Here is a 25,066-nt window from a genome sequence, read left to right as displayed (position 1 = left end):
ATAAAAAAACGTGCATTAAGGCGAATTAGGGAGCGTTCCGGCAGACCTGGTCAGGTCATCGGAAAGGCGCAGTTTGTTCCAAGCGCCACCCGGCACTCAATTTACGAGGGGCGGCAGTCTAAGGCCGAGTTGTGGCCTCAGCAACTGAAAAGTCAGCGAATTTGTCCGACAAAGCCTCGAAAATGCTCTACGGCAGGCATTCAGGCGGTCATCGGAGTGCGTTTATAGCAAGAAATTCAATCCAGCACAGGTATATAGAAGACAAACGGCGGCACAGGACGATGGCGTTTGCAGCTCATCCAACCTCAGCTAAGGTTGTCCCTCCCGAAATGGGCCATTTCAAGGAGCGGTTAAATGAAGCTGATCGGCATGCTGGATTCGCCCTACGTACGACGCGTCGCCATTTCTGCCAAGCGCCTGGGTATTGCGCTGGAGCACGAATCGGTTTCGGTGTTCAGGACTTTCGAGCAGTTCCAGCAAATCAATCCGGTGGTCAAGGCACCTACCCTGGTGCTGGATGACGGTGAAGTGTTGATGGATTCGACGCTGATCCTTGATTACCTGGAAGCACTGTCCGAACCTGCCCGCAGCCTGATGCCCAAGGGTATCGAACAACGCCTGCGTTCATTGCGCCTGATCGGCCTGGCACTCGCGGCCAGCGAAAAGTCAGTGCAGCTTTATTACGAGCGCAACCTGCGACCGGCGGAGATTCAATATGAGCCTTGGGTTGAACGGGTCGAGGGCCAATTGGCTGCGGCGTATTCAGCGCTGGAGCTAGAGCTTGAAAAGCAGCCGCTGAATACCGATGGCTCGATTGGCCAGGAGGGCATCACGCTGGCCGTGGCGTGGAGCTTTACCAACCTGGTGGTGCCGGATCAGGTTGATGTGGCGCAGTTTCCGCGGATCGTCGCGTTTACCGCGTATGCCGAGGGGCTAGAGGAGTTCTTGAGTACTCCGATTGACGGATAAAGTGCTGCGTCTGATCTGCCCTCTTCGCGAACAGGCTCACTCCTACAGATGATCGCGTTCCCCTGTAGGAGTGAGCCTGCTCGCGATGACGGCGTAACAACGCATACAAATGTAACTGCCCAAAACAAAAACGCCGCTTCCACCAAAGGCAGAAGCGGCAGAGGGACTAGCCCCAGTCGATCAATGCATGAACAGAGCGATCAGGATGATGATCGGGATCGGTACACCAAGAAAGAACAGCAGTAATGAGCGCATGATGATTCTCCTGGGTTAACGAACAGGGGTGGTGGTGACGTAGGTGTCGGTTTCCAGATACACCACGGCATCCCGGCGACGGCCACCGAAAGTCGCGGCAAAACTTGCGAAAAACGCGCCGATCAGCAGTGCAACGAACATCCACAACGTGGTCCAGGCAGCTACTTTGGCGGCGGTATCAGCCGCTTGTTGTGCGGCCAGTTTGGCGTCGGCTACCGCTTTCTGGGTGCGGGCATAAACTTCATCGACACGACGTTCAGCGTCCGCTTGGGTGAGATTGGTCCGTTGCGCTACCAGTTGAGCCAGGTAGGTGCGATCTTCCGCAGACAACTGACCGTCCTTCAAGGATTGCGCGAAAATCCGCGTCACGGTGCCTCGTGCGGCATCGTCACTGACGGCGGCCGGACGATCATCGCGAAACAGGCTGTCGATGTAGTAGCCGTACTGATCGCTGTCGGTATTGGCGGCAGCCTGACCGGCCACTTGAGTCATGGCACTGGCGGCGCCACCGGCCACTTGTGCGCCAGCCTGAACACCACCACTGACAATGCTGCTGACCGAACCGGCCACCAGCGTCGCGGTTACCAGTGTTGCAACGCACCACGCGAGAAACCCGTGAGCGGTGTCGCGAAAGTAAACTTCATCGCCATGCATGTACGCCCATTTAACCCGCAGGCGCCCGGCGATATAGCCACCGGCCCCTGAGGCAATGATTTGTGTCACGGCCAACCAGACAATCGTCGAGATGCCCAGGCCTTTGGCACTCACGCCTTCGTTGGCCCAAGGCGAGACCGCCGAGAATCCCAGGCCAAAACCGAGCAGCACAAGGATCAGCGATAACGCTGCTGCCGCAGCAGCCCCGGCGAAAATCGCCCCCCAAGAGACGCCAGAGAGCGTGCTCGCTTCTTCAGCCGCAGGATAGAAACCATCTGAGGATCTATTCATTGTTGTATCGCTCCAGGCAGAAAGATGGTGTTACAACTTCTTCAAATCAGCAGTTGCAGTGACCATGCCAGTCGCGCGCTCTGAATAACTCCTTCAACTTCAACAACTTATAAAGTTTGAACTTCCCTGATCCATGCAATATGCAATAAACCACTAAGCTCAGCGGGTTTTCTGCATTGATTGGGAAGAGCAAAAGATCGCAGCCTTCGGCAGCTCCGACATTTGAAATGTAATCCTCTGAAGGAGCTGCCGAAGGCTGTGATCTTTTGATCTCCATGAACTTTTATTTAGTAAGCCGTCGATCATTTCTTGGCAAAATGCTGCACAACGTTGTGAACACCTAATCAGGCCAGCCCTATGACCCGCATCTTGACCATCGAAGACGACGCCGTGACCGCCCGGGAAATTGTCGCCGAACTGAGCAGCCACGGCCTCGACGTCGATTGGGTCGACAATGGTCGCGAGGGGCTGGAGCGTGCGGTCAGTGGCAACTACGACTTGATCACCCTCGACCGCATGTTGCCCGAGCTCGATGGCCTGGCGATTGTCACGACCCTGCGGACCATGGGCGTGGCGACGCCGATCCTGATGATCAGCGCCCTCTCCGACGTCGATGAGCGCGTGCGCGGCCTGCGCGCTGGCGGCGACGATTACCTGACCAAACCTTTCGCCACCGATGAAATGGCGGCCCGGGTCGAAGTCCTGCTGCGCCGGCAGAACAACGTGACCGCGCAAGCAACCACGTTGCGAGTAGCGGACCTGGAACTGAATTTGATCAGCCACGAAGCCAGCCGCAATGGCGAGTTGCTGACGTTGCTGCCCACCGAATACAAGCTGCTGGAATTCCTCATGCGCAACACCGGGCAGATCCTCTCGCGGATGATGATTTTCGAGGAGGTCTGGGGTTATCACTTCGACCCCGGCACCAACCTGATCGACGTCCACATCGGCCGCCTGCGCAAGAAGATCGACCCACCTGGCAATGCCCCATTGATTCGAACCGTGCGAGGCTCGGGTTATGTCATTGCCGAACCCGTCTAAAGGCTGGCGCTCTTCCAGCAGTCGTTTGCTGGCGCTCTACAGTGCACTGTTCGTGGTCTGGAGCGGCATCCTGATGGGCGTCATGTACTTCGAGGTGTCCGCTTACCTGGACAACCTGGCCAAGCATTCGCTGATGCAGCGCCAGCATCTGTTTTCGCGTTTCCAGGGCGAACAACTGGTAGACGCCCTCGCCGTCAGCATGACCTTCGACATCCGCGGCATCGACGGCTATGGCCTGTTCGATCAGCAACAGCGTTATCTGAGCGGCGCCCTGGACCACATCCCCCGTGGCCTGCCGCTGGACGGCAAGATCCACATGCTCAGCGATTGCGCCGACTCCGACGACCCGACGCTGCCCAACGACAGCTGCGACGCCGTGGCGACCCAGACCCGGGACGGCCTCTTGCTGGTGCTGGTGCGCGACAACGGCTCGCTGTTTGCCGTCACCCGAATCATCCTGCACGCGCTGTTCTGGGGTGTGACCCTGACCATCCTGCCGGGCATCGTCGGCTGGCACTTGTTGCGCCGCCGTCCGTTGCGGCGAATTCGCGGGATCCAGGCCAGCGCCGAGGCCATCGTCGCCGGTGACTTGACCAAACGCCTGCCGCTGTCCAGTCGCCGCGATGAATTGGACATGCTCGCCGCGATCGTCAACGCCATGCTCGAACGCATCGAGCGCTTGATGAACGAAGTCAAAGGCGTGTGCGACAACATCGCCCATGACCTGCGCACGCCGCTGACCCGATTGCGCGCGCAGCTCTATCGCATGCAACAGCAGGCCGGCGAAGGTTCGGCCGAAGCCGCACAACTGGATTTGGTGCTGGCCGAGGCCGACACGCTGATGGCGCGGTTTCGGGGCTTGCTGCGGATTTCCGAACTCGAGGATCGTCAGCGCCGCTCAGGATTTGTGGAACTGGACCCAGTGCCGCTGCTGCAGGAACTGCACGAATTTTATCTGCCGTTGGCCGAAGACGATGGTTTGAGTTTTGAATTGCAGTTGCCAGCAACATTGCCGCCCCTCCATGGTGATCGCGCATTGCTGTTCGAAGCCGTAGCCAATCTGCTGAGCAACTCGATCAAATTCACCCCGCCCGGTGGCCAGGTGATTTTGCGTGGAGTGAATGAGGGCGGGCATACCCGCATTGAAGTGCTCGACTCCGGTCCTGGCATTCCAGAGGCCGAACGCGAGGCGGTGTTCCAGCGCTTCTATCGCGCTGAGGCGGGTAATCAGAAAAGTGGCTTTGGATTGGGGTTGTCGATCGTCGCGGCGATTGTCAGCCTGCATGGCTTTACGCTGGAGTTGGGCAGTAGCGAACTGGGGGGCGCGCGGTTGGTGCTGGATTGTCGGCAGCGTTTGATTGCGCCGGCTTGAAGATCAAAAAATCGCCCGAACGCGCTCCGAACCTGCGGCAGCTCCTACAGATGTCCACATATCCCTGTAGGAGCTGGCTTGCCAGCGATGGCGGCCACAAGATCACCGAAAAATCCGAAGGCCCCATCGCCAGCAAGCCGGCTCCTACAAAGGATCAAGCCGGGTAATTGGCGCGCAACGCCTCAAGGCCTCCCTGATAGATCCCGGTAAACAACGCCTCTACTTCCTCGTTACTCACACCCACCGGTTCAAACCGGCCGGACCAGGTCACCCGAGCCCCGTCGCCCTGCGCCTCAACCTTGATCGTCGCCAGATAATCCGTGGCCGGAAACGGCGCTTGCAGAATCGAGTAGCTGTAGGTTTTGCCGGCGTTGTCGAACGCTTGCAGACGCTCGATCACTACCGCGCCATCCGCCGTTTGCAGGCTGCGCACGCGCCCGCCTTCGCTGAGTTCACTCTTGGGAATGAACGGCAGCCATTCCGGCAGCGAATTGAAACCGCCGATCAATTGCCAGACCCGATCCGCCGAGGCCGGGATGTCGATGAATGCTGATGCAGTTGCCATGTAAAGCTCTCTCTCATTAATAAGGTTCAGATCGCCATGCTGTCGACGACGCCGCCGTCGACTCGCAAAGCTGCGCCCGTGGTTGCCGAGGATAGCGGCGAGGCGATGTACGCCACCAGATTCGCGACTTCCTCGACATTCGCCACGCGCTGGATGATCGAAGTTGGACGGGCCTCGCGGACGAAGGCGTCGGCTTCCTCCTGAAGACTGCGCCCGGACTTGGCAATGGCATCCTTGAGCATCAGCTCCACGCCGTCGGTCAAGGTCGGACCGGGCAGGATCGCATTGACCGTTACTCCGGTGCCCGCCAGCCGTTTGGCCAGTCCGTGGGAAACCGCCAGGTTGGCGCTTTTGGTCACGCCATAGTTGAGCATGTCCGCCGGGATCGCGATGCCGGATTCCGAGGACAGGAAGATCACCCGGCCCCAGCCCTGCTTGACCATGTCCGGCACGTAATGCCGGGACAGGCGCACGCCGGAGATCACGTTGACCTCATAAAAGCGCGTCCACTCGCTATCGGGCGTGTCAAAGAAATCCACCGCGTTGTAGATCCCAAGGTTGTTCACCAGAATGTCGGCTCGCGGTTCGGCGGCGAACAATATTTCGGCACCTTCAGCGGTACCGAGGTCGGCCGTCAGCCCGCGCAATTGCGCGCCGGGCACCTGCTCGCGGATGGTCGCCAGCGCTTGCTCGACCTTGGCCGTTTCGCGGCCGATCACCACCACCGTGGCGCCAGACTCGGCCAGTGCCTTGCTGATACCCAGACCAATGCCGGCGGTGCTGCCGCTGACAATTGCCAGTTTTCCACTCAAATCAATCTTCATTTCACATCACCCCTGTAGGAGCTGCCGGAAGCTGCGATCTTTTGCCCTGGCAACGGAGCCCGTTCGGAAACCAAATGAGCCTCGCGCATCGCCTGCCAAAACGCTGCAGGAATCACCGCCGACAACGCGGCAACATCTTCGGCAATCCGCTCTGGTCGGCTGGCACCTGGAATGACTGCCGCCACCGCCGGATTGGCCAATGAGAATTGCAACGCAGCGGCTTTGATATCAACGCCATGGGCAGCCGCGATGCGTTTGATCTGCTCAACTTTGTCGATGATCGCCGGGCTGGCCTTCTGGTATTCGAAGTGCGCGCCACCGGCCAGGATGCCCGAACTGTAAGGGCCGCCGACCACGATCTCGACGTTCTGTGCCAGGGCCGCGTCCATCAAGCGCTGCAAGGCGCGGTCATGGTCGAGAAGAGTGTAGCGACCCGCCAGCAGAAAACCGTCCGGTTGCGCTTCGCTCAGATCAAGGGTCAATTCGCACGGCTCAACCTTGTTCACGCCCAGGCCCCAGCCCTTGATCACGCCCTCTTCACGCAAGCGCGTCAGCACTTTGAAGGCGCCGGTACGTGCCTGATTGAAATACTCCAGCCATTGATCGCCATAGAAATCCTGGGCGATGTCATGGACCCAGACGATGTCCAGGCGATCGGTATTCAGACGCTTGAGGCTGTCTTCAATCGAACGCAGGGTCGCGTCGGCGCTGTAGTCGTTGACGATCTTGTTCGGACGACCGTGTTCGAACACCCCGCTCTTCTCGCCCAGATCGCGGGCGGCGGCGTCTTCGACTTCGTCGAGGATCACCCGGCCGACCTTGCTGCTGAGCACATAATCATCACGGTTGTAGCGGGACAGCGCAGCGCCGAGGCGAATTTCCGACAGACCCGAACCGTAAAACGGCGCCGTATCGAAGTAACGCACGCCGGCATCCCAGGCCGCATGGACGGTGGCTTGCGCCTCTTCTTCAGGAATGGCGCGGAACATATTGCCCAGCGGTGCAGTGCCGAAACCCAGCGCGCCGGGCAGTTTGTCTTTCAAGCTCATAATTAATTCCTCTCGAATGCCTGGTTAACCCTGTAGGAGCCGGCTTGCTGGCGATAGCGTTGTAGCAGTCGCTACAGCGTTGCCTGGTGAATCGCTATCGCCAGCAAGCCGGCTCCTACAGGGAACGGTGATTTGTCTTACCGATGGGCAGATCCTAGATTGCGATCTTCGGACCGTCCAAGACATAATGCGCAGCACTTGAGTCCCTAGAGGTCTGACATGATCGACATCCGCCAATTGCGCTACTTCGTCGCCGTCGCCGAAGAAGAACACGTCGGTCGCGCTGCCGAACGCCTGCACATTTCCCAGTCACCCCTGAGCCGGCAGATTGCCCAGCTCGAAGAACGCCTGGGCTTGACCCTGTTCGAACGCAGCCAGCAACGCATTCGCCTCACCCGCGACGGCCAGACCTTCCTCGCTGAAACCCGCGCCCTGCTGACCCACGCCAATCGCCTGGAATCCCTCGGCAAACGTCTCGGTCGCGGTGAAGAAGGCGGTTTGTGCATTGGCTACATCGAGAACGCGATGCACGCCGGCGTCCTGCCCAATGCCTTGCGCGTGCTGCGCAGCGACAGGCCGAACGTGCACGTCGCGCTGTACAACCTCAGTTCCGCCGAACAATTGGAAGGCCTGCGTCAGCGTAGTCTGGATATCGCCCTGGTCAGTGAACCGCCGACGGACGATGACCCCGACCTGCTGGGTTTCCAAGTACTGAACGACCCAATGCTGCTGGCAATGCCCGACGACCATCCGCTGGCACAGAAGACCCTGTTGACCCCGGAAGACCTCGCCGATCAGGAGTGGATCGGCGTGCAACACCACCACAACGTCACCCGCCGCGAAGACTTCGTCAGCGCCTGCATCCGCGCCGGTTTCACCCCGGACATCCGCATGGAAGCCACCGGTCCCTTCACCGCATTGGCGCTGGTGGCCTCGGGACTGGGCATCGCCATGATTCAGAAAGGCCTGAGCCGCAACGCCCCCCCGGGCGTGGTGCTGCGGGAAGTGCCATGGATCTCCCTCACCCGACCGCTGTGGGCGGCGTGGCACCGAATCAATCTGCGGCCGTTGGTGGAGACGTTCAGGAAAGTGCTGACCGAACCAGATTCGGCTCACTAACCCCCTGTGGCGTGGGAGCTTGCTCCCGCTGGGTCGCGCAGCGGCCCCAAAACCTGCCACCGCAGTCATTTCGGCAAACCGCGCATGCGGGGTTTACGACTGCTGCGCAGCCGAGCGGGACGGTGCGGCGATCCGACAAGCTCCCTCGCCACAGGGTTTAGCGCAGCCGTTCGAGGTTGTTTAACGGCTGTCAGCGTTACTTGATGAAAGCTACAACACCTTGCGTCGTTGCCTACGCGTACGCCAGAATCCGCCGGCTTGTGCGCCTTGGGGCCGGGTTCTATCGTTGGCCGGTCGCTGAAAAACAGCGATCGGGTTTGGTAGCCCGGCTTGCGAAGTGCACAACATCATTTGCGATGATTCTTCGTCGCTATTTTTATGGTGGTCATGCACAGGGCGCCCTCGGGCGCGCCGGTCTCCTCGCATCCCGGTCTACCAACCTGTGCATGGCCGCCACCTTCGTTTGGTAGCGAACGGTGATGGCTCCTTTATTACGATGAGAGGAGTTCTATCTATGTGCAAACCAACGCCTAATCCACCAAACACCGATCCAACCGCCCCTAACGAAAACCTCTATTCAGAAAAAGAACCCACCGACCGCATTCCCTCCGCCGCTGACATCCGAGCCACCCCGCGCACACTCTGCACGATGTACATCATCGACCCGCAAATCAACATCGAAACCCTGCTGGGCGACGCGTGCGAATCACTGGCCTCCGCCCATGTCATGACGCTGGATCTGGCGGATCGCACAGAGGGATCAAGCCGCAACACCCTGCTGGGCATCGCCCAAGTCATCATGCTCGGCGAACTGGCAGTGAACCGGGCGCTGGATCGAATCGACCCACCTGCATAAACACAACCCCCTGTGGCGAGGGAGCTTGCTCCCGCTGGGTCGCGAAGCGGCCCTAAACCCTGCCACCGCAGTCATTCAGGCACACCGCAAACACAGAGTTTGCGACTGCTGCGCAGCCGAGCGGGAGCTTGCTCCCTCGCCACGGGGTTTGGTGCTTTACTTGAAACACCCCGAACCCCAGCGAGCACCCCACCATGAACCGCAACGACCTGCGCCGCGTGGACATGAATCTGTTGGTGATTTTCGAAACCCTGATGTTCGAAAAAAACCTCACGCGCGCGGGGGAAAAGCTGTTCCTCGGCCAGCCCGCCGTCAGTGCGGCACTCGCCCGATTGCGCGATTTGTTCGATGACCCGCTGCTGGTGCGCAATGGCCGTGTGCTGGAGCCGACCCCGCGGGCGCTGGTGATTCTCAAGGAGTTGCAACCGGCGATGGACACGATTTCCGGGGCGGTCAGCCGGGCCAAGGATTTCGACCCGTCCACCAGCCGCGATGTGTTTCGCATCGGCCTGTCCGACGACGCCGAGTTCGGCCTGTTTCCTCCCCTGCTCAAGCAGATCCGTGAAGAGGCGCAGAACGTTGTGGTGGTGGTGCGGCGGGTCAACTACTTGCTGATGTCGTCGATGCTGGCCAGTGGGGAGATTTCCGTCGGGATCAGTTACACCACGGATTTGCCGGCCAATGCCAAGCGCAAGAAGCTGCGCGACCTGAGCGTCAAGGTCCTGCGCGGCGATGATCGCCCCGGGCCGCTGACCCTGGATGAGTTTTGCGATCGACCCCACGCCCTGGTGTCATTTTCCGGGGATTTGAGCGGCGCCATCGACAACGACCTGGCGCGCATCGGCCGTTCCCGTCGAGTGGTTCTGGCAGTGCCGCAGTTTGCGGGATTGCGCGCCTTGCTCGCGGGTACTGACATGCTGGCTTCGGTACCGGATTACGCGGCGTGCGCGTTGATCGAAGGCAGCAGCCAGTTGCGCGCCGACGACCCGCCGTTCGACATCGTGCTGTCCGAACTGTCGATGGTCTGGAACGGCGTCAACGATAACGATCCGGCAGAACGTTGGTTGCGCTCGAAAATTGCGGAGCACATGTCGGCTCCACTGCCGGGGCATTGAGCGAGTTGAAACCCGGATCGGTTTCGCGCAGGTAGATCGGCAAGTCCGTCATCGGTGGCATGGCCGGGATTTCGAAGTACATCTGGATCACCCAGCCACGGTGATAGCTGGCGTGGTTGACCACGTGCATCAGCATCGCGCCGGCACTCATGGTGCCGCTTTCACCGGAGATAAACGTGAACCGCACGGGCTTGTCCAGCGAGGCATCGGTCTGCCGTGCGCTCCAGTCGCAGTACCAGTGATCAACGTTCTGTTGCGCCTGGCGCAGTGCCGGCAGTTCCGGATGGACCAAATCATGGGAGGTTTTGAAGCTGTGCCCTCGGCCTTCGAGGTGAGCCTGCCAGAGGCAGTCCACCACATACATGTGGTTAAGCGTGCCGATCATGTTCTTGAAAATCCCGGCGCGTTCCTTGTATACCTCGGCCGTTGGAAGTTGCGCCAGATTGTCGAAGAGGCGCTGGTTGGCCCATTGTTTGTAGTCGGCAAGCATTCGGGCAGTGCGTACGTTGATCATCAGACTTCTCCGATGGCGATGAGCGCATCTCCCAAGGATAGCGCTATCCGCGCAAAGCCGCGCGGACGCTGATTATCGGTCATCAAACCCATCTGCTCGTGGTGGACCCGACGACTACGCGGAATGTCAGGGATCCAGCGTCATCGTTGACGATCATCGCGAGCAGGCTCGTTCCTGCAGGGGTTATGCCAGCTGCCGCGTAACGTGCTCGGCCAGTGCCAGGCAACCGGTCAGGCCCGGGGATTCGATGCCGAACAGATTCACCAATCCCGGCACACCATGTTCGGCGGGCCCGCTGATGCGGAAGTCGGCGGCGGGTTCGCTCGGATTGGTGATTTTCGGGCGAATGCCGCTGTAGGCCGGTTGCAGGCTGGCATTCGGCAAGCCCGGCCAGTAACGCCGGATCGCCTCATAAAAGCTCTCTGCCCGGCGCGGATCGACTTGGTAATCTACCGCGTCGACCCACTCCACGTCCGGCCCGAAGCGCGTCTGGCCGCCGAGGTCGAGGGTCATGTGCACGCCCAGCCCGGCGCTTTCCGGCGCCGGATAGACCAGATGCCGGAACGGCGCCCGGCCGCTGTAGCTGAAGTAACTGCCCTTGCACAATCGCGCCGTCGGAACGTGTTGCGCAGGCAGACCGGCGATACGGCTCGCCACTTCGGGCGCAGACAAACCGGCGCAATTGATCAATTCCCGGCAGCTCAAGGTGATGGGCTCGGCGCCGCCCATGTGCAACTCGAAACCCTGTTCAGTGCAGCGCGCCGATAACAGCGGCGTATGAAACGCCAGCGACGCGCCCCACGCTTCGGCATCGGCCTGCAGTGCCAGCATCAAGCCATGGGAATCGACTATGCCGGTGGACGGTGACCACAGCGCCGCGACGCAGGACAACTCCGGTTCCAGTTCCTGCGCCTGATTGGCGTCCAGCCATTGCAGGTCGTCCACGCCATTGCGCCAGCCCTGCTCCAGCAGACTCTGCAAGGCCACACGCTGCGCATCGTCGGTGGCGACGATCAACTTGCCGAGGCGCTGATAGTTGACGCCGCGCTCGTCGCAGAAGGCGTAGAGGCGTTGCTTGCCCTCCACGCACAACTGCGCCTTGAGGCTGCCGCTCGGGTAATAGATGCCGGCGTGGATCACCTCGGAATTGCGCGAGCTGATGCCCACGCCAATCCCTTCGCCGGCCTCGACCAGGATCACTTCACGTCCGCTCATGGCCAAGGCCCTGGCCACCGCCAACCCAACCACACCGGCCCCGACCACTACGCACTGGATATCGACTTGCCCTGCACTCATCTCAAACCAGCCCTCGTTCCCGGTAATCGATCAGGCTGGAGAATATCGCCAGCAGCATCGCCATGACCACGAAGAAGATCAGCACCAGGAAATATGAGCCGGTGAACTGCACGATCAGACCGATCAGGATCGGCACGATCACCCCGGCCATGTTGCCGCAGAAGTTCATGGTGCCGGCCAGTACGCCAGTTTTCGAAGTGCCGCCGAGGATCGACGGAATGCACCAGTACATGCCGCACCAGCGAATGAAAAACATCGCCACGCACAGCAGACCGATTGCCTTGCTCGCCTCGGCGGTATAAGCGGTAGCCAGCATGCACAGCGCCGCGACCAGTGCCGAACCGCAGAACATGCTGCGCATTACCAGGTTCGGCGAGGCACCGCTGGACTTCCATTTGTCCCCCAGATAACCGCCGACCAGTTCACCGATGAAACCGCACATGAAGATCAGGAAGGTCGCGCCGCCCATGCCCGAAATGTTCAGGCCGTGGGTCTGGTGCAGGTAGCTCGGCATCCAGGTCAGCAGACCGTAGAACACGCTGAGGATGCAGCAGTAACCGGCGAACATCGCCAGCACCGATCGGTCCTTGAGTAGTTCTTTGAACGGGATGCTAGTCACCGCGCCGGGTTGGCTGACCGTGGCGTTGCCCTCGGTGATGTGCTTAAGCTCGGCGGCGTTGACGCTAGGGTGTTCGCTGGGGTGGTTGCGGATGTATTTCCAGGCCAGCACACCGGCGAGCATGGTGCCGACGCCGGCAATCACGAAGGCGATGCGCCAGGAGTCGAACCAGCCGATCAGGCCGGCAATGATGATCGCGCCGAAGGCACTGCCCAGCGGCGCACCGCCATCGACCAGCACGGCACCGCGTCCGCGTTCATTAGGCGTCAGCCATGCGCCGTTGAGTTTTGCGCCGGCGGGCATGATCGGTGACTCCGCAACGCCGAGGCCCATGCGGGTGATCAATAGAGTGATCCAGTTATGCGCCCCGGCGGCCAGCGCCTGGAATGCGCCCCAGGCCACGGTCGCGACGACGATGACGCGGCGGGTGTGGAAGCGATCCAGCAGCATGCCGCCGGGAATCTGCATCAAGGCGTAGGACCAGAAAAACGCGCTGAGCATCAGACCTTCAAGGGCCGGCGGGATCTGGAATTCGCTGGAGATCAGTGGCAACGCCACCGACAGCGAGGCGCGGTCGATGTAGTTGATCGCGGTCAACAGCAACATGATGAGGAAAATTCGCCAACGGACGTTGGTGGCACGCATCGTCGCGGACGCGGCTGGCAACGCCAGGCTTTCGGCACTCGGATTGTTCATGTGGGGGCACTCTTATTGTTGTGGAAACACACCGTGGCAAGCGGCCCCACTCTAATCACGCCTCCGAGTGCTGAATAATGATGGGATCTGATTGGGGGATCACCAACCGTCATCCCCCTGCCAATGCAAAGCCTGTGGCGAGCGAGCGTGCTCGCGCTGGGCTGCGCAGCGGCCCCAAAATCTCATAGCCACTGAGATTCTGTGACTGCTGCGCACTCAAGCGCGAGCACGCTCGCTTGCCACAACTGGGTCAATCAGAAGGTTCCCGGATAGCTGCCGCCATCCAGCAACAGGTTCTGCCCGGTAAGGAAACCGGATTGAGCGCCGCAAATGAACGCGCAATACGCGCCGAATTCATCAGGCTGGCCGAAGCGCTGGGCGGGAACGTTTTTACGCCGCTGTTCGGCGATGCTTTCGACGCTGGTGCCGTTGGCCTCGGCAGCAACATTCAGGGTTTTGTGCAAGCGTTCAGTCTCGAACGGCCCCGGCAGCAGGTTGTTGAGCGTGACGTTGTTGCCGGCCAAACGCGCCTGACGTGCGAGGCCGGCTATAAATCCGGTCAAGCCGCTGCGGGCACCATTGGACAAACCCAACACATCAATCGGCGCCTTCACCGCGCCGGAAGTGATGTTGACGATGCGCCCGAAACCGCGTTCGGCCATACCATCGACACAGGCCTTGATCAGCTCGATAGGCGTGAGCATGTTGGCGTCCAGCGCCTTGAGCCAGTCTTCGCGCTGCCAGTCGCGGAAGTCACCGGGCGGCGGCCCACCGGCGTTATTGACCAGAATGTCCACCTGCGGACACGCCGCCAGTACCTGCTCACGAACACTCGGTTCGCTGATGTCCCCAGCCACCGTGCGCACTTCGATGCTTGGCGCCAAACCGCGCAGTTCTGCGGCGGCAGCCTGCAATGTCTCGTCGCCCCGGGCGTTGATCACCAGGTTCACCCCCTCCTTCGCCAAGGCCCGTGCACACGCCAGGCCCAAGCCCTTGCTGGCGGCGCAGACGATGGCCCAGCGTCCCGAAATTCCCAAATCCATGACGATGCTCCTGACTGTTCAAAGCGCTCACGTTACCACCGCGCCCCCGTCACCCGGGGGATGACAAAGGGTGATCGCTGTATCAGACCTTTTCATTATCGACAGGCGACGACGCTCATTACTGTTGCGGGACCAATAAGAAACCGGAGGCACACATGAACCCGTTCCAGTTTTATTTCCCCACGACCGTGAAGAGCGGTAACGGCCTGGTGCGTCAGGCCGGTGCATTGCTCAAACCCCATGTCCGCAAAAAACTGTTGGTGGTCACCGACGAAGGCTTGATGAAGTCGGGGGTGATGGAAAGTTTTTTCGCCTCTCTGGCCGAGAGTGACATTGGCTACGAAGTGTTTGCCGGCGTCGAACCGAACCCCACCACGGATGTGCTGGAACGCGCCGTAGCCTTCCTGAAAAACCACGAGTGCGACTCGGTGATCGGTGTCGGTGGCGGCAGCAGCATCGACACCGCCAAAGGTGTCGCGGCCATGGCCACCAACCCCGGCAATATCCTCGACTATGAGGGTTACGACAAACTGCTGCACCCGCCGCTGCCGGTCTTTGCCATCCCGACCACCTCGGGCACCGGCAGTGAATGCACGGCGTCTACGGTGTTCACCAACACCAAGACCCTGTTCAAAACGGTAATCATCAGCCCCGCGCTGTTCCCCAAACTGGCGATCCTCGACGCCGAACTGACCCTCAAGTTGCCACCGTCAATTACCGCCGCCACCGGCATGGACGCGTTGACACACGCCATCGAATCCTACGTGTCGAAGCAGGCTAACCCGATCAGCCAGGCCTTGGCCCTGCAAGCAATCAAGATGATTTGCACGCACCTGCCGAAAGCGTTTTTCAGCGGTTCCGACCTGCACGCCCGCGAGCAAATGTTGCTCGGTTCGTTCCTGGCCGGGGTCGCGTTCGCCCAATCGAAACTGGGCAATGTGCATGCGATTTCCCACACCTTCGGCGGCGTCTTCAACATCCCGCACGGTATCGCCAACGCCACGCTGCTGCCCTATGTCATCGAATACAACTTGCCGGCCTGCCCGGAGCTGTTCCGCGAGATCGCCCTCGCCATGGGTGAAGACGTCGCCGGCCTGAGCCCTGCCCGTGCCGGGCACAAAGTGGTGGAGCACGTGATGGCGCTGAACAAGGCCATCGGCATTCCCGACAACATCAAGGACCTGGGCGTGGACCTGGACTACATGCCGCAAATGGTCAGCGACTCGATGCGCAGCGGCAACGTGCTGGTCAACCCGCGCCTGACCAGCGCCGCCGACGTCGAGCGAATCATCAGCAACGCCTTCCATGGCATTCATTCCTGAGAGACAAACACCATGTTTTACGAGATGCGGACCTACACCCTGAAGATCGGCACGATGCAGACCTACCTCAAGCATTTCGAGGAAAACGGCCTGCCGGTGATCTCCCGCTACACCACGCTGGTGGGCTGGTGGTACACCGAGATCGGCGAGCTCAATCAGGTGATTCACATCTGGGCTTACGAGAGCCTGGATGACCGAATCAAGAAACGCGCCGCGCTGTACCAGGACCCCGACTGGCTCGAAGGCTTCGTGCCGATCGCGTTCCCGATGCTGGAAAAAATGGAATCGAAACTGCTGATGCCAGCCGTGTTTTCACCTATCAAGTAAGCCAACCACAACCCCCTGTAGGAGCTGCCGCAGGCTACGATCTTTTGACTTTGATTTTTTAAAAACAAGATCAAAAGATCGCAGCCTGCGGCAGCTCCTACAGGGTTCGGTTTAATTCCGAGGAAAGCTTCATGTGCGACCACAACACCAATAACACCGCCGCCGACCGAACTCCCGGCATCAAGGCCCTGCTCGAAGGCCTGCCCACCAACTGGGGCAAATGGGGGCCGGACGATGAGGTCGGCGCATTGAATTACTTGCAAAGCGCCGAGATCCTGCGTGGTATCGCCTCGGTGCGCCAAGGCAAGACCTTCACCCTGCAAGTGCAGATCGGACATCCCAAAGGTGAACCGCTGTGGCCCGGCCGACGTCCGTCGATGCGAGTCAACGTGCTGGACAAGGGCCATTTTCTCGCGGGCAAGACCCACTTCGACGGCCACGTGGAGTACGCCGACGACGTGATCTTCATGCACTTGCAGGGCTCGACCCAGTACGACGCCCTCGGTCATGTCTGGCACGACAACAAACTGTGGAACGGCTACGACGCCATGAGCACCATCGGCAGCATGGACAAGGCCAGCATCCTGCCGATTGCCGAGCGCGGGATCGTCGGGCGCGCAGTGCTGATCGACATGGCCCGCCATCGCGGCAAAGCGGTGCTGGATAAGGGCGAAACCTTCAATCACCTTGACCTGCTGGCCGCCGCCAAGGCCCAGGGAATCGAGATCCAGAAACGCGACATCCTGATCATCCGCACCGGCTGGATCGGCTCGTTCTATGAGCGCGAACCGGAAGAGTTCTACAAGGATTTCGCCGAACCGGGCCTGACCTTCAGCCGTGAACTGGTGGAGTGGTTTCACCAAATGGAAATCCCCAATCTGGTGACCGACACCATGGCCAACGAAGTGGCTGTCGACCCGGCGTCGGGCGTGTTGATCCCGCTGCACAACGCCTTGATGCGCAACCTCGGCGTGACCTTCACCGAAGTGGCCATGCTCGATGACCTGGCCAATGACTGCGTTGAAGACGGTCAGTGGCAATTCCTCTACACCGCCGCACCACTGAAGATCGTCGGCGGCACTGGCGCACCGGTGAACCCGATCGTGATCAAGTAACCAGATCCCGCTGTAGCTCGTTGATCAGCAGGGTCGCTGCCGGAGACAAATCGGCGCCGGCCCGGCTGATCACGCCGTAAGGTTCGATCAGCGCACGCAAGGACACCGGCAGCTTCACCAACAGGTCGAATTTTTCACAGAACTCGGCCACTTCCACCGGGATCACCGCCAGCAATGTCGGGTCCTGTTGCACCAACAAAATGGTGGCGAAGGTCGACGAGGTTTCCAGCGGATAACGTGGGATCTCCAGCCCCGCCTCGTTCAGTTCCCGCTCCAGCGCCTGACGCATCGGCATGTCCTTGGGATAAACCACCCAGCGGTAATCGCTCAATTGCGACAGCTGCAACGACTCGGCGCTGGCCAGCGGATGAGCCTTGCTGGCGACCACGGCCAAGGGCTCTTCGCTCAATTCGATGCAGTCATAGGCGTCCGAACGCTGGCCGACGCTGGTTCGACAGATCGCTAGGTCCAGTCGCCCTTGATCCAGCAGTCCCAGCAACGTAGCGCTGGTGTTTTCCACCAATTCCACCGACAGCTCCGGTTGCTTGAGTCGTAGCTCGGTCAGCGCCCGGGTCAGCAACGGCACCGCGCCCATGATCACCCCCACCGACAACCGCCCGCCCTGGCCGCGCATGATGCTGAGCATTTCTTCGCGCAGGTGCTCCACGTCGCTGTAGATCAGCCGCGCATAACGAATCATGCAACGCCCCATTTCGTTGGCCACCAGGCCTTTGGGCTGACGCTCGAACAGCGGCATGCCGAGCAACGACTCGACCTCATGCAGCGCCTTGGTGGCGCCGGATTGGGAAATCGAAATCTGCTCGGCGGCCTTGTGCAGCGAGCCGCGGTCATCCAGGGCGATCAACAAGCGCAGTTGTTTGAGGCGCAAGCGTGAAGCGATGCTGCCAAGGGAAGGAACCATGTCTGTGCGTGCTCGATTCAATGTACAAATCCATCAAGGCCCACGCCGACATCCGCCGACGTGGGCGGAAGGTCAGCTCAGGGGCGCCCTGCTCCACTGGCCGTCGACCAGTCGATTGAGGCCCAGCGGGTTACTGTTTTGCAGTGCTGGCGGCAGGTACTCATCAGGATAGTTCTGGTAGCAAACCGGACGCAGGAAGCGATCAATGGCCAGGCTGCCGACCGAGGTGCCGCGCGCATCCGACGTGGCCGGATACGGCCCGCCGTGCACCATCGCATCGCTGACTTCGACGCCGGTGGGATAGCCGTTGAGGAGCAACCGTCCGACCTTGTCCTCCAGCAGCGGCAGCAGGTCGCTGAAGCGATCCAGATCCGCCGGTTCGGCCATCAGGGTGGCGGTCAGTTGCCCGTGCAAGCTGTCGAGCACCGCGCGCAACTGTTGCTGATCGGCTGCCTCGACCACCACCGTCGCCGGGCCGAAGATCTCTTCCTGCAACAGCGGATCACCGTCGAGCAACAGCTGCACATCGGCCCTGAACAACTGCGGTTGTGCCTTGGAATCCCCTTGGGGCTGGCCGGCCAGATGATCGACCCTTTCGTGTGCCGCAATGTGCTGAAGGCCTGTGCGATAACTGCTGAGTGCGCCGGCGTTGAGCATGGTCTGGGGCGGTTGGCTGCCCATGCTCTGCGCGAATGCTTGCAGGAATTCGCTGAACTGCGGCGAACGCAGGCCGATGATCAAACCAGGGCTGGTGCAGAACTGGCCGCAGCCGAGGTTGACCGAAGCCGTCAGTTCCTCGGCGATTTTTTGCCCACGCCTGCTCAAGGCTTCGGGCAGCAAAATCACCGGGTTGATGCTCGACATCTCGGCGAACACCGGGATCGGCTGCGCCCGCGCGGCGGCCAGATCGGCCAGCGCCCGACCGCCCTTGAGCGAGCCGGTGAACCCCACGGCCTTGATGCCATCGGCCTTGACCAGTGCCTGCCCCACGCCCGCGCCGTAGATCATGTTGAACACGCCCGTCGGCATCGCCGTGCGCTGCGCAGCGCGAACGATAGCGGCCGCCACCCGATCGGCCGTCGCCATGTGCCCGCTGTGAGCCTTGAACACCACCGGGCAACCGGCGGCGAGGGCAGAAGCGGTGTCGCCGCCGGCGGTGGAAAAAGCCAAGGGGAAATTGCTCGCCCCGAACACCGCGACCGGACCGACGCCGATGCGGTACTGACGAATATCCGCCCGGGGCAACGGTGTGCGCGCGGGTTGTGCCGGGTCGATCCGCGCACCGAGAAAATCACCACGGCGTAGCACTTGGGCAAACAAACGTAACTGCCCACTGGTGCGACCGCGCTCACCGCGAATCCGCCCCTCGGGCAACGCGGTTTCCCGGCAAACCAGCGCGACGAAATCCTCCCCCAGGCCATCGATTTCCTCGGCGATGGCGTCGAGGAATTCCGCACGGCGCTGCGGCGACAGTTGCCGAAACGGCGCAAACGCGCGGGTTGCCGCCGCGACCGCCAGTTCGACTTCCTGCTCGGTGGCCTGATGGAAAACGTACGGCAGCACCTGACCGGTGCTGGCGTCGAGGCTTTGCAGGGTCTTGCGGCCCAAGGCACTGCGCTGACCGTCGATGAACTGCTGGCCCAAAATATCGGACATCAAAAATCTCCCTCGCCTGCGTTCGGCAAGCGATCACTCGAATGAAAGGGATGCGCCAAAAACGCACGTTTCACTCTAGGGGCCGGGGTCATGGGCAAACAAATGACAACAACGGGCCAGGGGATGAGCATTCGTCATCCCCTTGTGGGTGCGAGCCTGCTCGCGATGTGAATCAGCCACATCGAAGTCGATTGACACTTCATCGCGAGCAGGCTCGCTCCCACAGTTGATCGATGACAACATGTCGACAGCGCCTGTCAGCGAATCGCCACGGGGTTGATGTTGACTTGGGTCGAGCCCTTGTACAGCGGCTGCCCGAGCACAAACATGAAGGTCCAGGCCTTGTCCCGCACCAGTGCACGACTGTCGATCAGCTCAAGGTTGTAGATGCCGTTCTTGGCCAGCATGAACTGGTTGACCGGGAACTCCTGACCGTCAGTGCCGGGGTAGATTTCCGAGGCCCAGGTATCACCGCCGAACGCGACGATCTGTTTCTCCGCCAGCCATTTGGCCGCCGCCATGCCGATGCCCGGCTCCACGGCGAGGAATTTCTCGTTGTCCTTGCCGAGCAGCTCCAGCCAACCGGTGTTGAACAGCACCACGTCACCCTTCTCGATGCTGATGCCTTGCAGGTCCAGCGCCTTCTGGATGTCGGCGACAGTGAACTCGGTTTTCTCCGGCACGATGGCGCTGCCGTACACCGCCGTCATGTCCAGCACCACGCCACGGGTGACCATCGGCGGGGCTTTTTCGATGCCGAGTTTTTGCACGCCTTCCACCGTCACGAAGTCCGCCGCGCGGTTGCCGTTGTAATAGACGTTGTCGATGCCGATGTGGCCGATGCCGTTGAGCTGCGTGCCGACACCGGTCCAGCCCACCACCAGTTCATCGTTGAAGGTGAACTTGTTCGGTCCCATGGTGGTGCCACCCGCTTCACCGGGCTGAACGTTGGTCAGATGAAAACTGCGGTGACGGAACGCCGGCAGATTTTTGTCGATGGGCACGGCCAACGGGTAGGTTTTTCCGGTCTTGATCAGCTTGGCGGCGTTCAGTACCGAGTCGGCATTGAGCAGGTTCAGCGCTCCGATTTCATCGTTGGCACCGTATTTGGACGGGTACCATTTTTCGCCATCGGCGGCGTGCGCGGCATTGAAGGTGAGCAGCAGGGCAAATGGCAGGGCCAATCGATTGAGCATGAGGGGGGTCCTTGTCTGGTTTCAGTGAACCCAAGGTACGCAGGCCTTTTGTGCGGAAACAGGCAGGTATCGGCAATACAATTGTTCTGGATTTTCACGAGTGACTTTAAGTTAAATTCACATGAGCCCCTGTAGGAGCTGCCGCAGGCTGCTACTACAGGGGGTCGGTGGGTTGAAGTTTTCTCGGGCAAGTGCCATAAAACCCTGAAATCCAGACAGCCGACCAGCTGCGATAACGTTTATACCGTTTGCGAATTACTATTATTCCAACTCGCTAAAACAGAAGCCTATGAACCCTATCGCCTACCCCGCTGACGTCCCTGTTGAATCATCCGAAACACCGCGTTTGATCGTATTCCTCGCCTACCCCGAAATGGGTCTTTTGGATCTGACCGGCGCGCAGACGGTGTTTTGGGCGGCCTCCCGTTACCTGACCAGCAGCAATCTGCCGGGGTACAAACTACTCACGGCCAGCCTGTCCGGTGGGCTGATTCAAACGGCCGAGGGGCTGGCCGTCGATACCGTTCCGTTAAGCGACTTCGCCAACCAAACGATCGATACGCTGATTGTCCCCGGCGCACCGGCCATTGTTCTGGCGATACACAATTCAGTCGAATTGGTCGCCTGGCTAAAAGAAGCCTCGACCAAGGTCCGGCGTACCGCTTCGGTGTGCAGCGGCACATTCCTGCTGGCCCAGGCCGGGTTGCTCGATGGCCGCCGCGCCGCCACCCATTGGGCGATGTGCGGCTTGCTCAAGGAACGCTACCCGACGATTGAAGTAGATAACGATGCCATCTTCATCAAACAGGACTCGGTCTGGACCTCGGCGGGGGTCAGCGCCGGCATCGACCTGGCGCTGGCGTTGGTTGAAGAAGACGCCGGGCGCGAACTGGCCTTGCTGACGGCGCGGGAAATGGTGGTGTTCCTCAAGCGCCCCGGAGGCCAGGCCCAGTACAGCCAATTGCTGCAATCGCAGACGGATGAAGGCGCGGCGTTCGACGACCTGCACCTGTGGATCACGCAGAACCTGGACGGCGCCAACCTCACGGTGGAGACGCTTGCCCAACAGGTGCAAATGAGCCCGCGCAACTTTGCCCGGGTCTACAAACTCAAGACCGGCCGCACCCCGGCCAAGGCCGTGGAAGTGCTGCGCGTGGAGGCGGCCCGGCGTTTGCTGGAAGACTCCGGGCGCAATATCGATCAAATTTCACGATTGTGTGGCTTCGGTGACGAAGAGCGCATGCGCCTGACGTTTCAACGCAACCTGGGGGTTTCGCCAAGAGATTATCGCAACCGGTTTTCGCGCTGAATAACCGGCCAAAGCATCGACACGGGAACTCCTGACGACCGTCGTGCATCCTAAAGGTGAGGTACTTCCTTTTTGCTTAACGTCTTCAGAGGACACCGTCATGCGCCGTCTGATTATCATTTCTTCCCTTTTGCTGTGCTTACCCGTGGGCTCCGCGATGGCCGATGTGGACGCGAAAGATGTCGCCACCTCGGCAGGGGTTTCCGCCTCGCTGTACTCGACGTTCAAGGATGACAAATTGATGATTCCCGCCCGGGATGACGCCTCCAGCTTCGTAGCCAGTGATGGCGCAATTCGCGGGGTTTATCTGGAACAGGTTCTGCAACGGATCCGTCAGGAACATCCAGACCTCAACAGCGCCAGCGACGAAGAACTGGCTCGCGCGATCCTTGTTCAGTAAGGCGCTTCGGCAGGTGAATAACAGCAACCAATAGGTGCCTTGAGCGAATTGGCTGGGAGATCAAAAGATCGCAGCCTCGCTTCGCGAGACAGCTCCTACAGGGTTAATGCCTTTGTAGGAGCTGTCGAGTGAAACGAGGCTGCGATCTTTTATTTAACGGTAGCGCGCCGCTGCCGTGGAGCTGCCAAACAACCCGGACAGCACCTGTCGCTGCGCTTCATAGCGATCCCATTGCTCACCCTCGTGCAATCCAGGAATGGTCACCACTTCCCCTATCTCAAGCCCCACCAGGGCTGCATCGACCATGTCTTCTGCCGACATCACGATCTCCTGCGGCAGGTTCTCCACCGGATTGCCGGCTTCGCTCCAGAAATCAGTGGCAGTCGCGCCCGGCAACACGGCCTGGATGCGAACGCCCTTGTCCGCCAGTTCATGATGCATCGATTGGCTCAGGCCAAGGACAAACGCCTTGGTCCCGCCGTATACACCGTTGAGGATTTCCGGGGCGATGGCGACGATTGAGGAAATGTTGATCACGGTCCCGGCTCCCCGCGCGACGAAGCCCGGCGCTACTGCGTAAGCCAGGCGTGTCAGTGCGGTGATGTTGAGGGTGATCATGTCTTCCATGTCATCCACGGGGCTGCCGAGTAACGGCATGACCGCGCCGACCCCGGCGTTGTTGACCAACAGGGTGATGCTCGCGTCGGTACGCAAAATCTGTTCGACCCGCAGCAAGTCGGCCTTGTCTTGCAAATCCGCAGCGACCACTTCCACAGCACGGCCAGTCTGGTCGCTCAGGCGATTGGCCAACGTGTTGAGTTTTGCCTGGCTGCGAGCGACCAGAATCAGGTCGTAGCCCTGCCGGGCGAGACGATCGGCATACACCGCGCCGATGCCCGACGAAGCACCGGTGATCAACGCTGTACCTTTGGAGGAGAGAGCCATGTTCAATTTCCTTCACGATGAGGCGAATCAGTCGCCGGGTGTGAGCAGTTATAAATTGACTCGCCTGCGTCTCAAATGACGTTTAATGTACGTTTTTAGGACATTACCGTTCTGAGGGCTTGGCATGATTTCCGTGGCGTTTGTGGTGTTCGAGGGTTTCCAGTCCATGGCGCTGGCGGCCATGCCGGTGTTCGAGTACGCCAACTTCAGCGCTGGCGAAGCGCTGTATGACGTGCGCGTCATTTCCGAAGACGGCCGCACCTTGCGCGCTTCGGGTGGCCTGAGTGTCGGCACTGAAGCGTTCGATGAACGAGTGTTCGACACGGTGATCGTGGTTGGCGGCGACGCCATCCTCGAACAGGCGCCGCAAGGCGTACTCGATTATTTGCGCGCCAGCGCCCAAACCGCGCGGCGCACGGCGTCGATTTGCTCCGGAGCCTTTGTCATGGCCCAGGCCGGATTGCTCGAGGGTCGGCGGGCGACCACCCACTGGGCCTATGCGCGACAGCTGCAAGAGCGCTTTCCGTCGATAAAAGTGGAAGCCGACCGCATTTACGTGATCGACGGTTCGATCTGGACCTCCGCCGGCATGACCGCTGGTATCGACCTGGCGCTGGCCATGGTCGAAAAGGACCACGGCGCCGAACTCGCGCGTTCTGTCGCGCAGAAACTGGTGATGTACCACCGCCGTGCCGGCGGCCAGTCACAACACTCGGCGCTGCTGGAACTGGAGCCGAAATCCGACCGTATTCAAACCGTGCTTGGCTATGCCCGGGAACACCTCGCCGAGACGTTATCGGTGGAACAATTGGCAGACGTGGCAAGCCTCAGCCCCCGTCAGTTCAGCCGCGCATTTCGTGCCGAAACCGGTCAATCGCCCGCCAAAGCCATCGAAAACCTGCGCCTGGAGGCGGCACGGCAGATGCTCGAACGCGGACGTTTGACCCTCGACCAGATCGCCCAGGAAACCGGATTCAGTGATCCTCGCCGCATGCGCGAAGCTTTTCTTCGAGCGTTCGGGCAACCGCCGCAGGTGATTCGGCGGAATGCAAGATCCGAGGTCACGCAGCCACTGTAGGAGCCGGCTTGCTGGCGATCCCAATCGGCGCGGCGAATCAGTTACACCGTGGCGCCTGGATCGCCAGCAAGCCGGCTCCTACAATGAAAGGGGGTATCAATAGCATTAGGATTGCCTCATGAAAATCTCCGGCAAACTGGCGTTTTTCGCCATTGTTTCCACCCTCGCCTACCTGTGGCTGGCGATATGGGGGTTGGGCGGTTTTGCGGCTTTTTTCTCCCATGCAGCCTTGGTCGTCGTGGCACTGGCAACGCTGGTCATGGCCTTCGCTTCGCTGTTCACCGAGGTCAATCTGAGTTCTGGAGAACGTGAGGACCGGGCCAATCGCTGGGTGCTGCCAGCGTTCGGGGTGATCGGACTGTTGAGCGGATTTTTGCCGGCCTACACCGACCGGATCGACTTCTGGACCTTTGGTGGCGAGGGCATACGCTGGCTCGGCGCTGTGTTGTTCATCATCGGCGGCGCGTTGCGACTGTGGCCGGTGTTCGTGCTTGGCAAACGCTTCAGCGGGCTGGTGG

At 60.4% G+C, this 25,066-nt stretch carries 24 protein-coding genes and 1 pseudogene; 13 read left to right on the top strand and 12 right to left on the bottom strand.

The genetic code is table 11. The annotated features are described in order from the left end of the window. Window positions 1–354 precede the first annotated feature (354 nt). Window positions 355–969: a glutathione S-transferase gene (locus KGB21_RS25665; RefSeq protein WP_223507103.1), complete on the top strand. Its 615-nt coding sequence runs from the start codon at window positions 355–357 to the stop codon at window positions 967–969. 270 nt (window positions 970–1,239) lie between these two features. Here KGB21_RS25665 and KGB21_RS25660 read toward each other — a convergent pair whose 3' ends face one another. Beyond that, window positions 1,240–2,169 carry a hypothetical protein gene (locus tag KGB21_RS25660; RefSeq protein ID WP_223507102.1) on the bottom strand — a complete coding sequence of 310 codons (930 nt, stop codon included), beginning with the start codon at window positions 2,167–2,169 and terminating at the stop codon, window positions 1,240–1,242. A gap of 357 nt (window positions 2,170–2,526) precedes the next feature. Between KGB21_RS25660 and KGB21_RS25655 the strand changes: the two genes are divergently transcribed. Both KGB21_RS25655 and KGB21_RS25650 read left to right on the top strand, forming a co-directional pair. Next, window positions 2,527–3,210, top strand: a complete 684-nt coding sequence (locus KGB21_RS25655) for a response regulator transcription factor (protein ID WP_034150676.1) — start codon at window positions 2,527–2,529, stop codon at window positions 3,208–3,210. Further along, window positions 3,188–4,582, top strand: a complete 1,395-nt coding sequence (locus tag KGB21_RS25650) for a sensor histidine kinase (RefSeq protein ID WP_223507101.1) — start codon at window positions 3,188–3,190, stop codon at window positions 4,580–4,582. Before KGB21_RS25655 ends, KGB21_RS25650 begins: the two co-directional genes overlap by 23 nt. Window positions 4,583–4,736: 154 nt before the next feature. On the opposite strand, the gene KGB21_RS25645 is transcribed toward KGB21_RS25650, so the two are convergent. The 3 genes from KGB21_RS25645 to KGB21_RS25635 are packed head-to-tail and all read right to left on the bottom strand — an operon-like array spanning window position 4,737 to window position 7,020. Next, complete coding sequence (locus KGB21_RS25645) at window positions 4,737–5,147, bottom strand: SRPBCC family protein (protein ID WP_034150674.1); 411 nt, start codon at window positions 5,145–5,147, stop codon at window positions 4,737–4,739. Window positions 5,148–5,173: 26 nt separating this feature from the next. Continuing rightward, window positions 5,174–5,971: an SDR family NAD(P)-dependent oxidoreductase gene (locus KGB21_RS25640; protein WP_223507100.1), complete on the bottom strand. Its 798-nt coding sequence runs from the start codon at window positions 5,969–5,971 to the stop codon at window positions 5,174–5,176. Then, complete coding sequence (locus KGB21_RS25635) at window positions 5,968–7,020, bottom strand: aldo/keto reductase (protein ID WP_223507099.1); 1,053 nt, start codon at window positions 7,018–7,020, stop codon at window positions 5,968–5,970. Before KGB21_RS25635 ends, KGB21_RS25640 begins: the two co-directional genes overlap by 4 nt. Window positions 7,021–7,239: 219 nt before the next feature. Here KGB21_RS25635 and KGB21_RS25630 point away from each other — a divergent pair, with 219 nt between their 5' ends. From KGB21_RS25630 to KGB21_RS25620, 3 genes are all read left to right on the top strand, one after another. Continuing rightward, entirely contained in the window at window positions 7,240–8,139 is a 900-nt protein-coding gene (locus KGB21_RS25630; RefSeq protein ID WP_223507098.1) for a LysR substrate-binding domain-containing protein, read from the top strand. A 514-nt stretch (window positions 8,140–8,653) separates the two neighbouring features. After that, window positions 8,654–8,995: a DUF6124 family protein gene (locus tag KGB21_RS25625; RefSeq protein ID WP_223507097.1), complete on the top strand. Its 342-nt coding sequence runs from the start codon at window positions 8,654–8,656 to the stop codon at window positions 8,993–8,995. Window positions 8,996–9,189: 194 nt separating this feature from the next. Next, window positions 9,190–10,110 carry a LysR substrate-binding domain-containing protein gene (locus tag KGB21_RS25620; protein WP_223507096.1) on the top strand — a complete coding sequence of 307 codons (921 nt, stop codon included), beginning with the start codon at window positions 9,190–9,192 and terminating at the stop codon, window positions 10,108–10,110. Here KGB21_RS25620 and KGB21_RS25615 read toward each other — a convergent pair. From KGB21_RS25615 to KGB21_RS25600, 4 genes are all read right to left on the bottom strand, one after another. Then, on the bottom strand, window positions 10,031–10,624 hold the full coding sequence (locus tag KGB21_RS25615) for a DinB family protein (RefSeq protein ID WP_034150668.1): 594 nt from the start codon (window positions 10,622–10,624) through the stop codon (window positions 10,031–10,033). The genes KGB21_RS25620 and KGB21_RS25615 overlap by 80 nt on opposite strands. A gap of 183 nt (window positions 10,625–10,807) precedes the next feature. Next, the gene (locus tag KGB21_RS25610) at window positions 10,808–11,920 is read right to left on the bottom strand and encodes an NAD(P)/FAD-dependent oxidoreductase (RefSeq protein WP_223507095.1); all 1,113 of its coding nucleotides are present in this window, start codon (window positions 11,918–11,920) and stop codon (window positions 10,808–10,810) included. Between the two features lies 1 nt (window position 11,921). Beyond that, the gene (locus tag KGB21_RS25605; protein WP_223507094.1) at window positions 11,922–13,235 is read right to left on the bottom strand and encodes an MFS transporter; all 1,314 of its coding nucleotides are present in this window, start codon (window positions 13,233–13,235) and stop codon (window positions 11,922–11,924) included. Window positions 13,236–13,489: 254 nt separating this feature from the next. After that, the gene (locus KGB21_RS25600; protein ID WP_223507093.1) at window positions 13,490–14,278 is read right to left on the bottom strand and encodes an SDR family oxidoreductase; all 789 of its coding nucleotides are present in this window, start codon (window positions 14,276–14,278) and stop codon (window positions 13,490–13,492) included. Window positions 14,279–14,433: 155 nt separating this feature from the next. Here KGB21_RS25600 and KGB21_RS25595 point away from each other — a divergent pair, with 155 nt between their 5' ends. From KGB21_RS25595 to KGB21_RS25585, 3 genes are all read left to right on the top strand, one after another. Beyond that, on the top strand, window positions 14,434–15,600 hold the full coding sequence (locus KGB21_RS25595; RefSeq protein WP_223507092.1) for an iron-containing alcohol dehydrogenase: 1,167 nt from the start codon (window positions 14,434–14,436) through the stop codon (window positions 15,598–15,600). A 12-nt stretch (window positions 15,601–15,612) separates the two neighbouring features. After that, a complete protein-coding gene (locus KGB21_RS25590; protein WP_223507091.1) occupies window positions 15,613–15,927 on the top strand; it encodes an NIPSNAP family protein in 315 nt (104 codons plus the stop codon). 131 nt (window positions 15,928–16,058) lie between these two features. Then, window positions 16,059–17,042, top strand: coding sequence for a cyclase family protein (locus KGB21_RS25585; RefSeq protein ID WP_223507090.1), 984 nt, complete (start codon window positions 16,059–16,061; stop codon window positions 17,040–17,042). On the opposite strand, the gene KGB21_RS25580 is transcribed toward KGB21_RS25585, so the two are convergent. The 3 genes from KGB21_RS25580 to KGB21_RS25570 all read right to left on the bottom strand — a co-directional run bounded on the left by KGB21_RS25580 (window position 17,035) and on the right by KGB21_RS25570 (window position 20,816). Further along, window positions 17,035–17,964, bottom strand: a complete 930-nt coding sequence (locus KGB21_RS25580; RefSeq protein WP_223507089.1) for a LysR family transcriptional regulator — start codon at window positions 17,962–17,964, stop codon at window positions 17,035–17,037. The genes KGB21_RS25585 and KGB21_RS25580 overlap by 8 nt on opposite strands. Window positions 17,965–18,036: 72 nt before the next feature. Next, complete coding sequence (locus KGB21_RS25575) at window positions 18,037–19,620, bottom strand: aldehyde dehydrogenase (NADP(+)) (protein WP_223507088.1); 1,584 nt, start codon at window positions 19,618–19,620, stop codon at window positions 18,037–18,039. Window positions 19,621–19,877: 257 nt separating this feature from the next. Further along, window positions 19,878–20,816, bottom strand: coding sequence for a cyclase family protein (locus KGB21_RS25570; RefSeq protein WP_223507087.1), 939 nt, complete (start codon window positions 20,814–20,816; stop codon window positions 19,878–19,880). Window positions 20,817–21,105: 289 nt separating this feature from the next. Here KGB21_RS25570 and KGB21_RS25565 point away from each other — a divergent pair, with 289 nt between their 5' ends. After that, complete coding sequence (locus KGB21_RS25565) at window positions 21,106–22,125, top strand: GlxA family transcriptional regulator (RefSeq protein ID WP_223507086.1); 1,020 nt, start codon at window positions 21,106–21,108, stop codon at window positions 22,123–22,125. A 100-nt stretch (window positions 22,126–22,225) separates the two neighbouring features. Further along, window positions 22,226–22,525, top strand: coding sequence for a DUF2388 domain-containing protein (locus KGB21_RS25560; RefSeq protein ID WP_034150667.1), 300 nt, complete (start codon window positions 22,226–22,228; stop codon window positions 22,523–22,525). Window positions 22,526–22,678: 153 nt separating this feature from the next. Here the strand turns inward: KGB21_RS25560 and KGB21_RS25555 are convergent, their stop codons facing one another. Then, complete coding sequence (locus KGB21_RS25555; protein WP_223507085.1) at window positions 22,679–23,470, bottom strand: SDR family NAD(P)-dependent oxidoreductase; 792 nt, start codon at window positions 23,468–23,470, stop codon at window positions 22,679–22,681. Between the two features lie 124 nt (window positions 23,471–23,594). On the opposite strand from KGB21_RS25555, the gene KGB21_RS25550 reads away from it, so the two are divergent. After that, window positions 23,595–24,548: a GlxA family transcriptional regulator gene (locus KGB21_RS25550; RefSeq protein ID WP_223507084.1), complete on the top strand. Its 954-nt coding sequence runs from the start codon at window positions 23,595–23,597 to the stop codon at window positions 24,546–24,548. A gap of 118 nt (window positions 24,549–24,666) precedes the next feature. Further along, window positions 24,667–25,066, top strand: a pseudogene (locus KGB21_RS25545) (isoprenylcysteine carboxylmethyltransferase family protein); the annotation flags it as partial.

Source organism: Pseudomonas sp. GL-RE-29 (assembly GCF_019947275.1).
GTDB classification, from domain to species: domain Bacteria; phylum Pseudomonadota; class Gammaproteobacteria; order Pseudomonadales; family Pseudomonadaceae; genus Aquipseudomonas; species Aquipseudomonas fluorescens_A.
This window is presented reverse-complemented; position numbering and strand designations above follow the sequence as displayed.

Coding starts and splice junctions, on each gene's coding strand:
- KGB21_RS25665 (WP_223507103.1), top strand. CDS start 355: ATGAAGCTGATCGGCATGCTGGATTCGCCCTACGTACGACGCGTCGCC.
- KGB21_RS25660 (WP_223507102.1), bottom strand. CDS start 2,169: ATGAATAGATCCTCAGATGGTTTCTATCCTGCGGCTGAAGAAGCGAGC.
- KGB21_RS25655 (WP_034150676.1), top strand. CDS start 2,527: ATGACCCGCATCTTGACCATCGAAGACGACGCCGTGACCGCCCGGGAA.
- KGB21_RS25650 (WP_223507101.1), top strand. CDS start 3,188: ATGTCATTGCCGAACCCGTCTAAAGGCTGGCGCTCTTCCAGCAGTCGT.
- KGB21_RS25645 (WP_034150674.1), bottom strand. CDS start 5,147: ATGGCAACTGCATCAGCATTCATCGACATCCCGGCCTCGGCGGATCGG.
- KGB21_RS25640 (WP_223507100.1), bottom strand. CDS start 5,971: ATGAAGATTGATTTGAGTGGAAAACTGGCAATTGTCAGCGGCAGCACC.
- KGB21_RS25635 (WP_223507099.1), bottom strand. CDS start 7,020: ATGAGCTTGAAAGACAAACTGCCCGGCGCGCTGGGTTTCGGCACTGCA.
- KGB21_RS25630 (WP_223507098.1), top strand. CDS start 7,240: ATGATCGACATCCGCCAATTGCGCTACTTCGTCGCCGTCGCCGAAGAA.
- KGB21_RS25625 (WP_223507097.1), top strand. CDS start 8,654: ATGTGCAAACCAACGCCTAATCCACCAAACACCGATCCAACCGCCCCT.
- KGB21_RS25620 (WP_223507096.1), top strand. CDS start 9,190: ATGAACCGCAACGACCTGCGCCGCGTGGACATGAATCTGTTGGTGATT.
- KGB21_RS25615 (WP_034150668.1), bottom strand. CDS start 10,624: ATGATCAACGTACGCACTGCCCGAATGCTTGCCGACTACAAACAATGG.
- KGB21_RS25610 (WP_223507095.1), bottom strand. CDS start 11,920: ATGAGTGCAGGGCAAGTCGATATCCAGTGCGTAGTGGTCGGGGCCGGT.
- KGB21_RS25605 (WP_223507094.1), bottom strand. CDS start 13,235: ATGAACAATCCGAGTGCCGAAAGCCTGGCGTTGCCAGCCGCGTCCGCG.
- KGB21_RS25600 (WP_223507093.1), bottom strand. CDS start 14,278: ATGGATTTGGGAATTTCGGGACGCTGGGCCATCGTCTGCGCCGCCAGC.
- KGB21_RS25595 (WP_223507092.1), top strand. CDS start 14,434: ATGAACCCGTTCCAGTTTTATTTCCCCACGACCGTGAAGAGCGGTAAC.
- KGB21_RS25590 (WP_223507091.1), top strand. CDS start 15,613: ATGTTTTACGAGATGCGGACCTACACCCTGAAGATCGGCACGATGCAG.
- KGB21_RS25585 (WP_223507090.1), top strand. CDS start 16,059: ATGTGCGACCACAACACCAATAACACCGCCGCCGACCGAACTCCCGGC.
- KGB21_RS25580 (WP_223507089.1), bottom strand. CDS start 17,964: ATGGTTCCTTCCCTTGGCAGCATCGCTTCACGCTTGCGCCTCAAACAA.
- KGB21_RS25575 (WP_223507088.1), bottom strand. CDS start 19,620: ATGTCCGATATTTTGGGCCAGCAGTTCATCGACGGTCAGCGCAGTGCC.
- KGB21_RS25570 (WP_223507087.1), bottom strand. CDS start 20,816: ATGCTCAATCGATTGGCCCTGCCATTTGCCCTGCTGCTCACCTTCAAT.
- KGB21_RS25565 (WP_223507086.1), top strand. CDS start 21,106: ATGAACCCTATCGCCTACCCCGCTGACGTCCCTGTTGAATCATCCGAA.
- KGB21_RS25560 (WP_034150667.1), top strand. CDS start 22,226: ATGCGCCGTCTGATTATCATTTCTTCCCTTTTGCTGTGCTTACCCGTG.
- KGB21_RS25555 (WP_223507085.1), bottom strand. CDS start 23,470: ATGGCTCTCTCCTCCAAAGGTACAGCGTTGATCACCGGTGCTTCGTCG.
- KGB21_RS25550 (WP_223507084.1), top strand. CDS start 23,595: ATGATTTCCGTGGCGTTTGTGGTGTTCGAGGGTTTCCAGTCCATGGCG.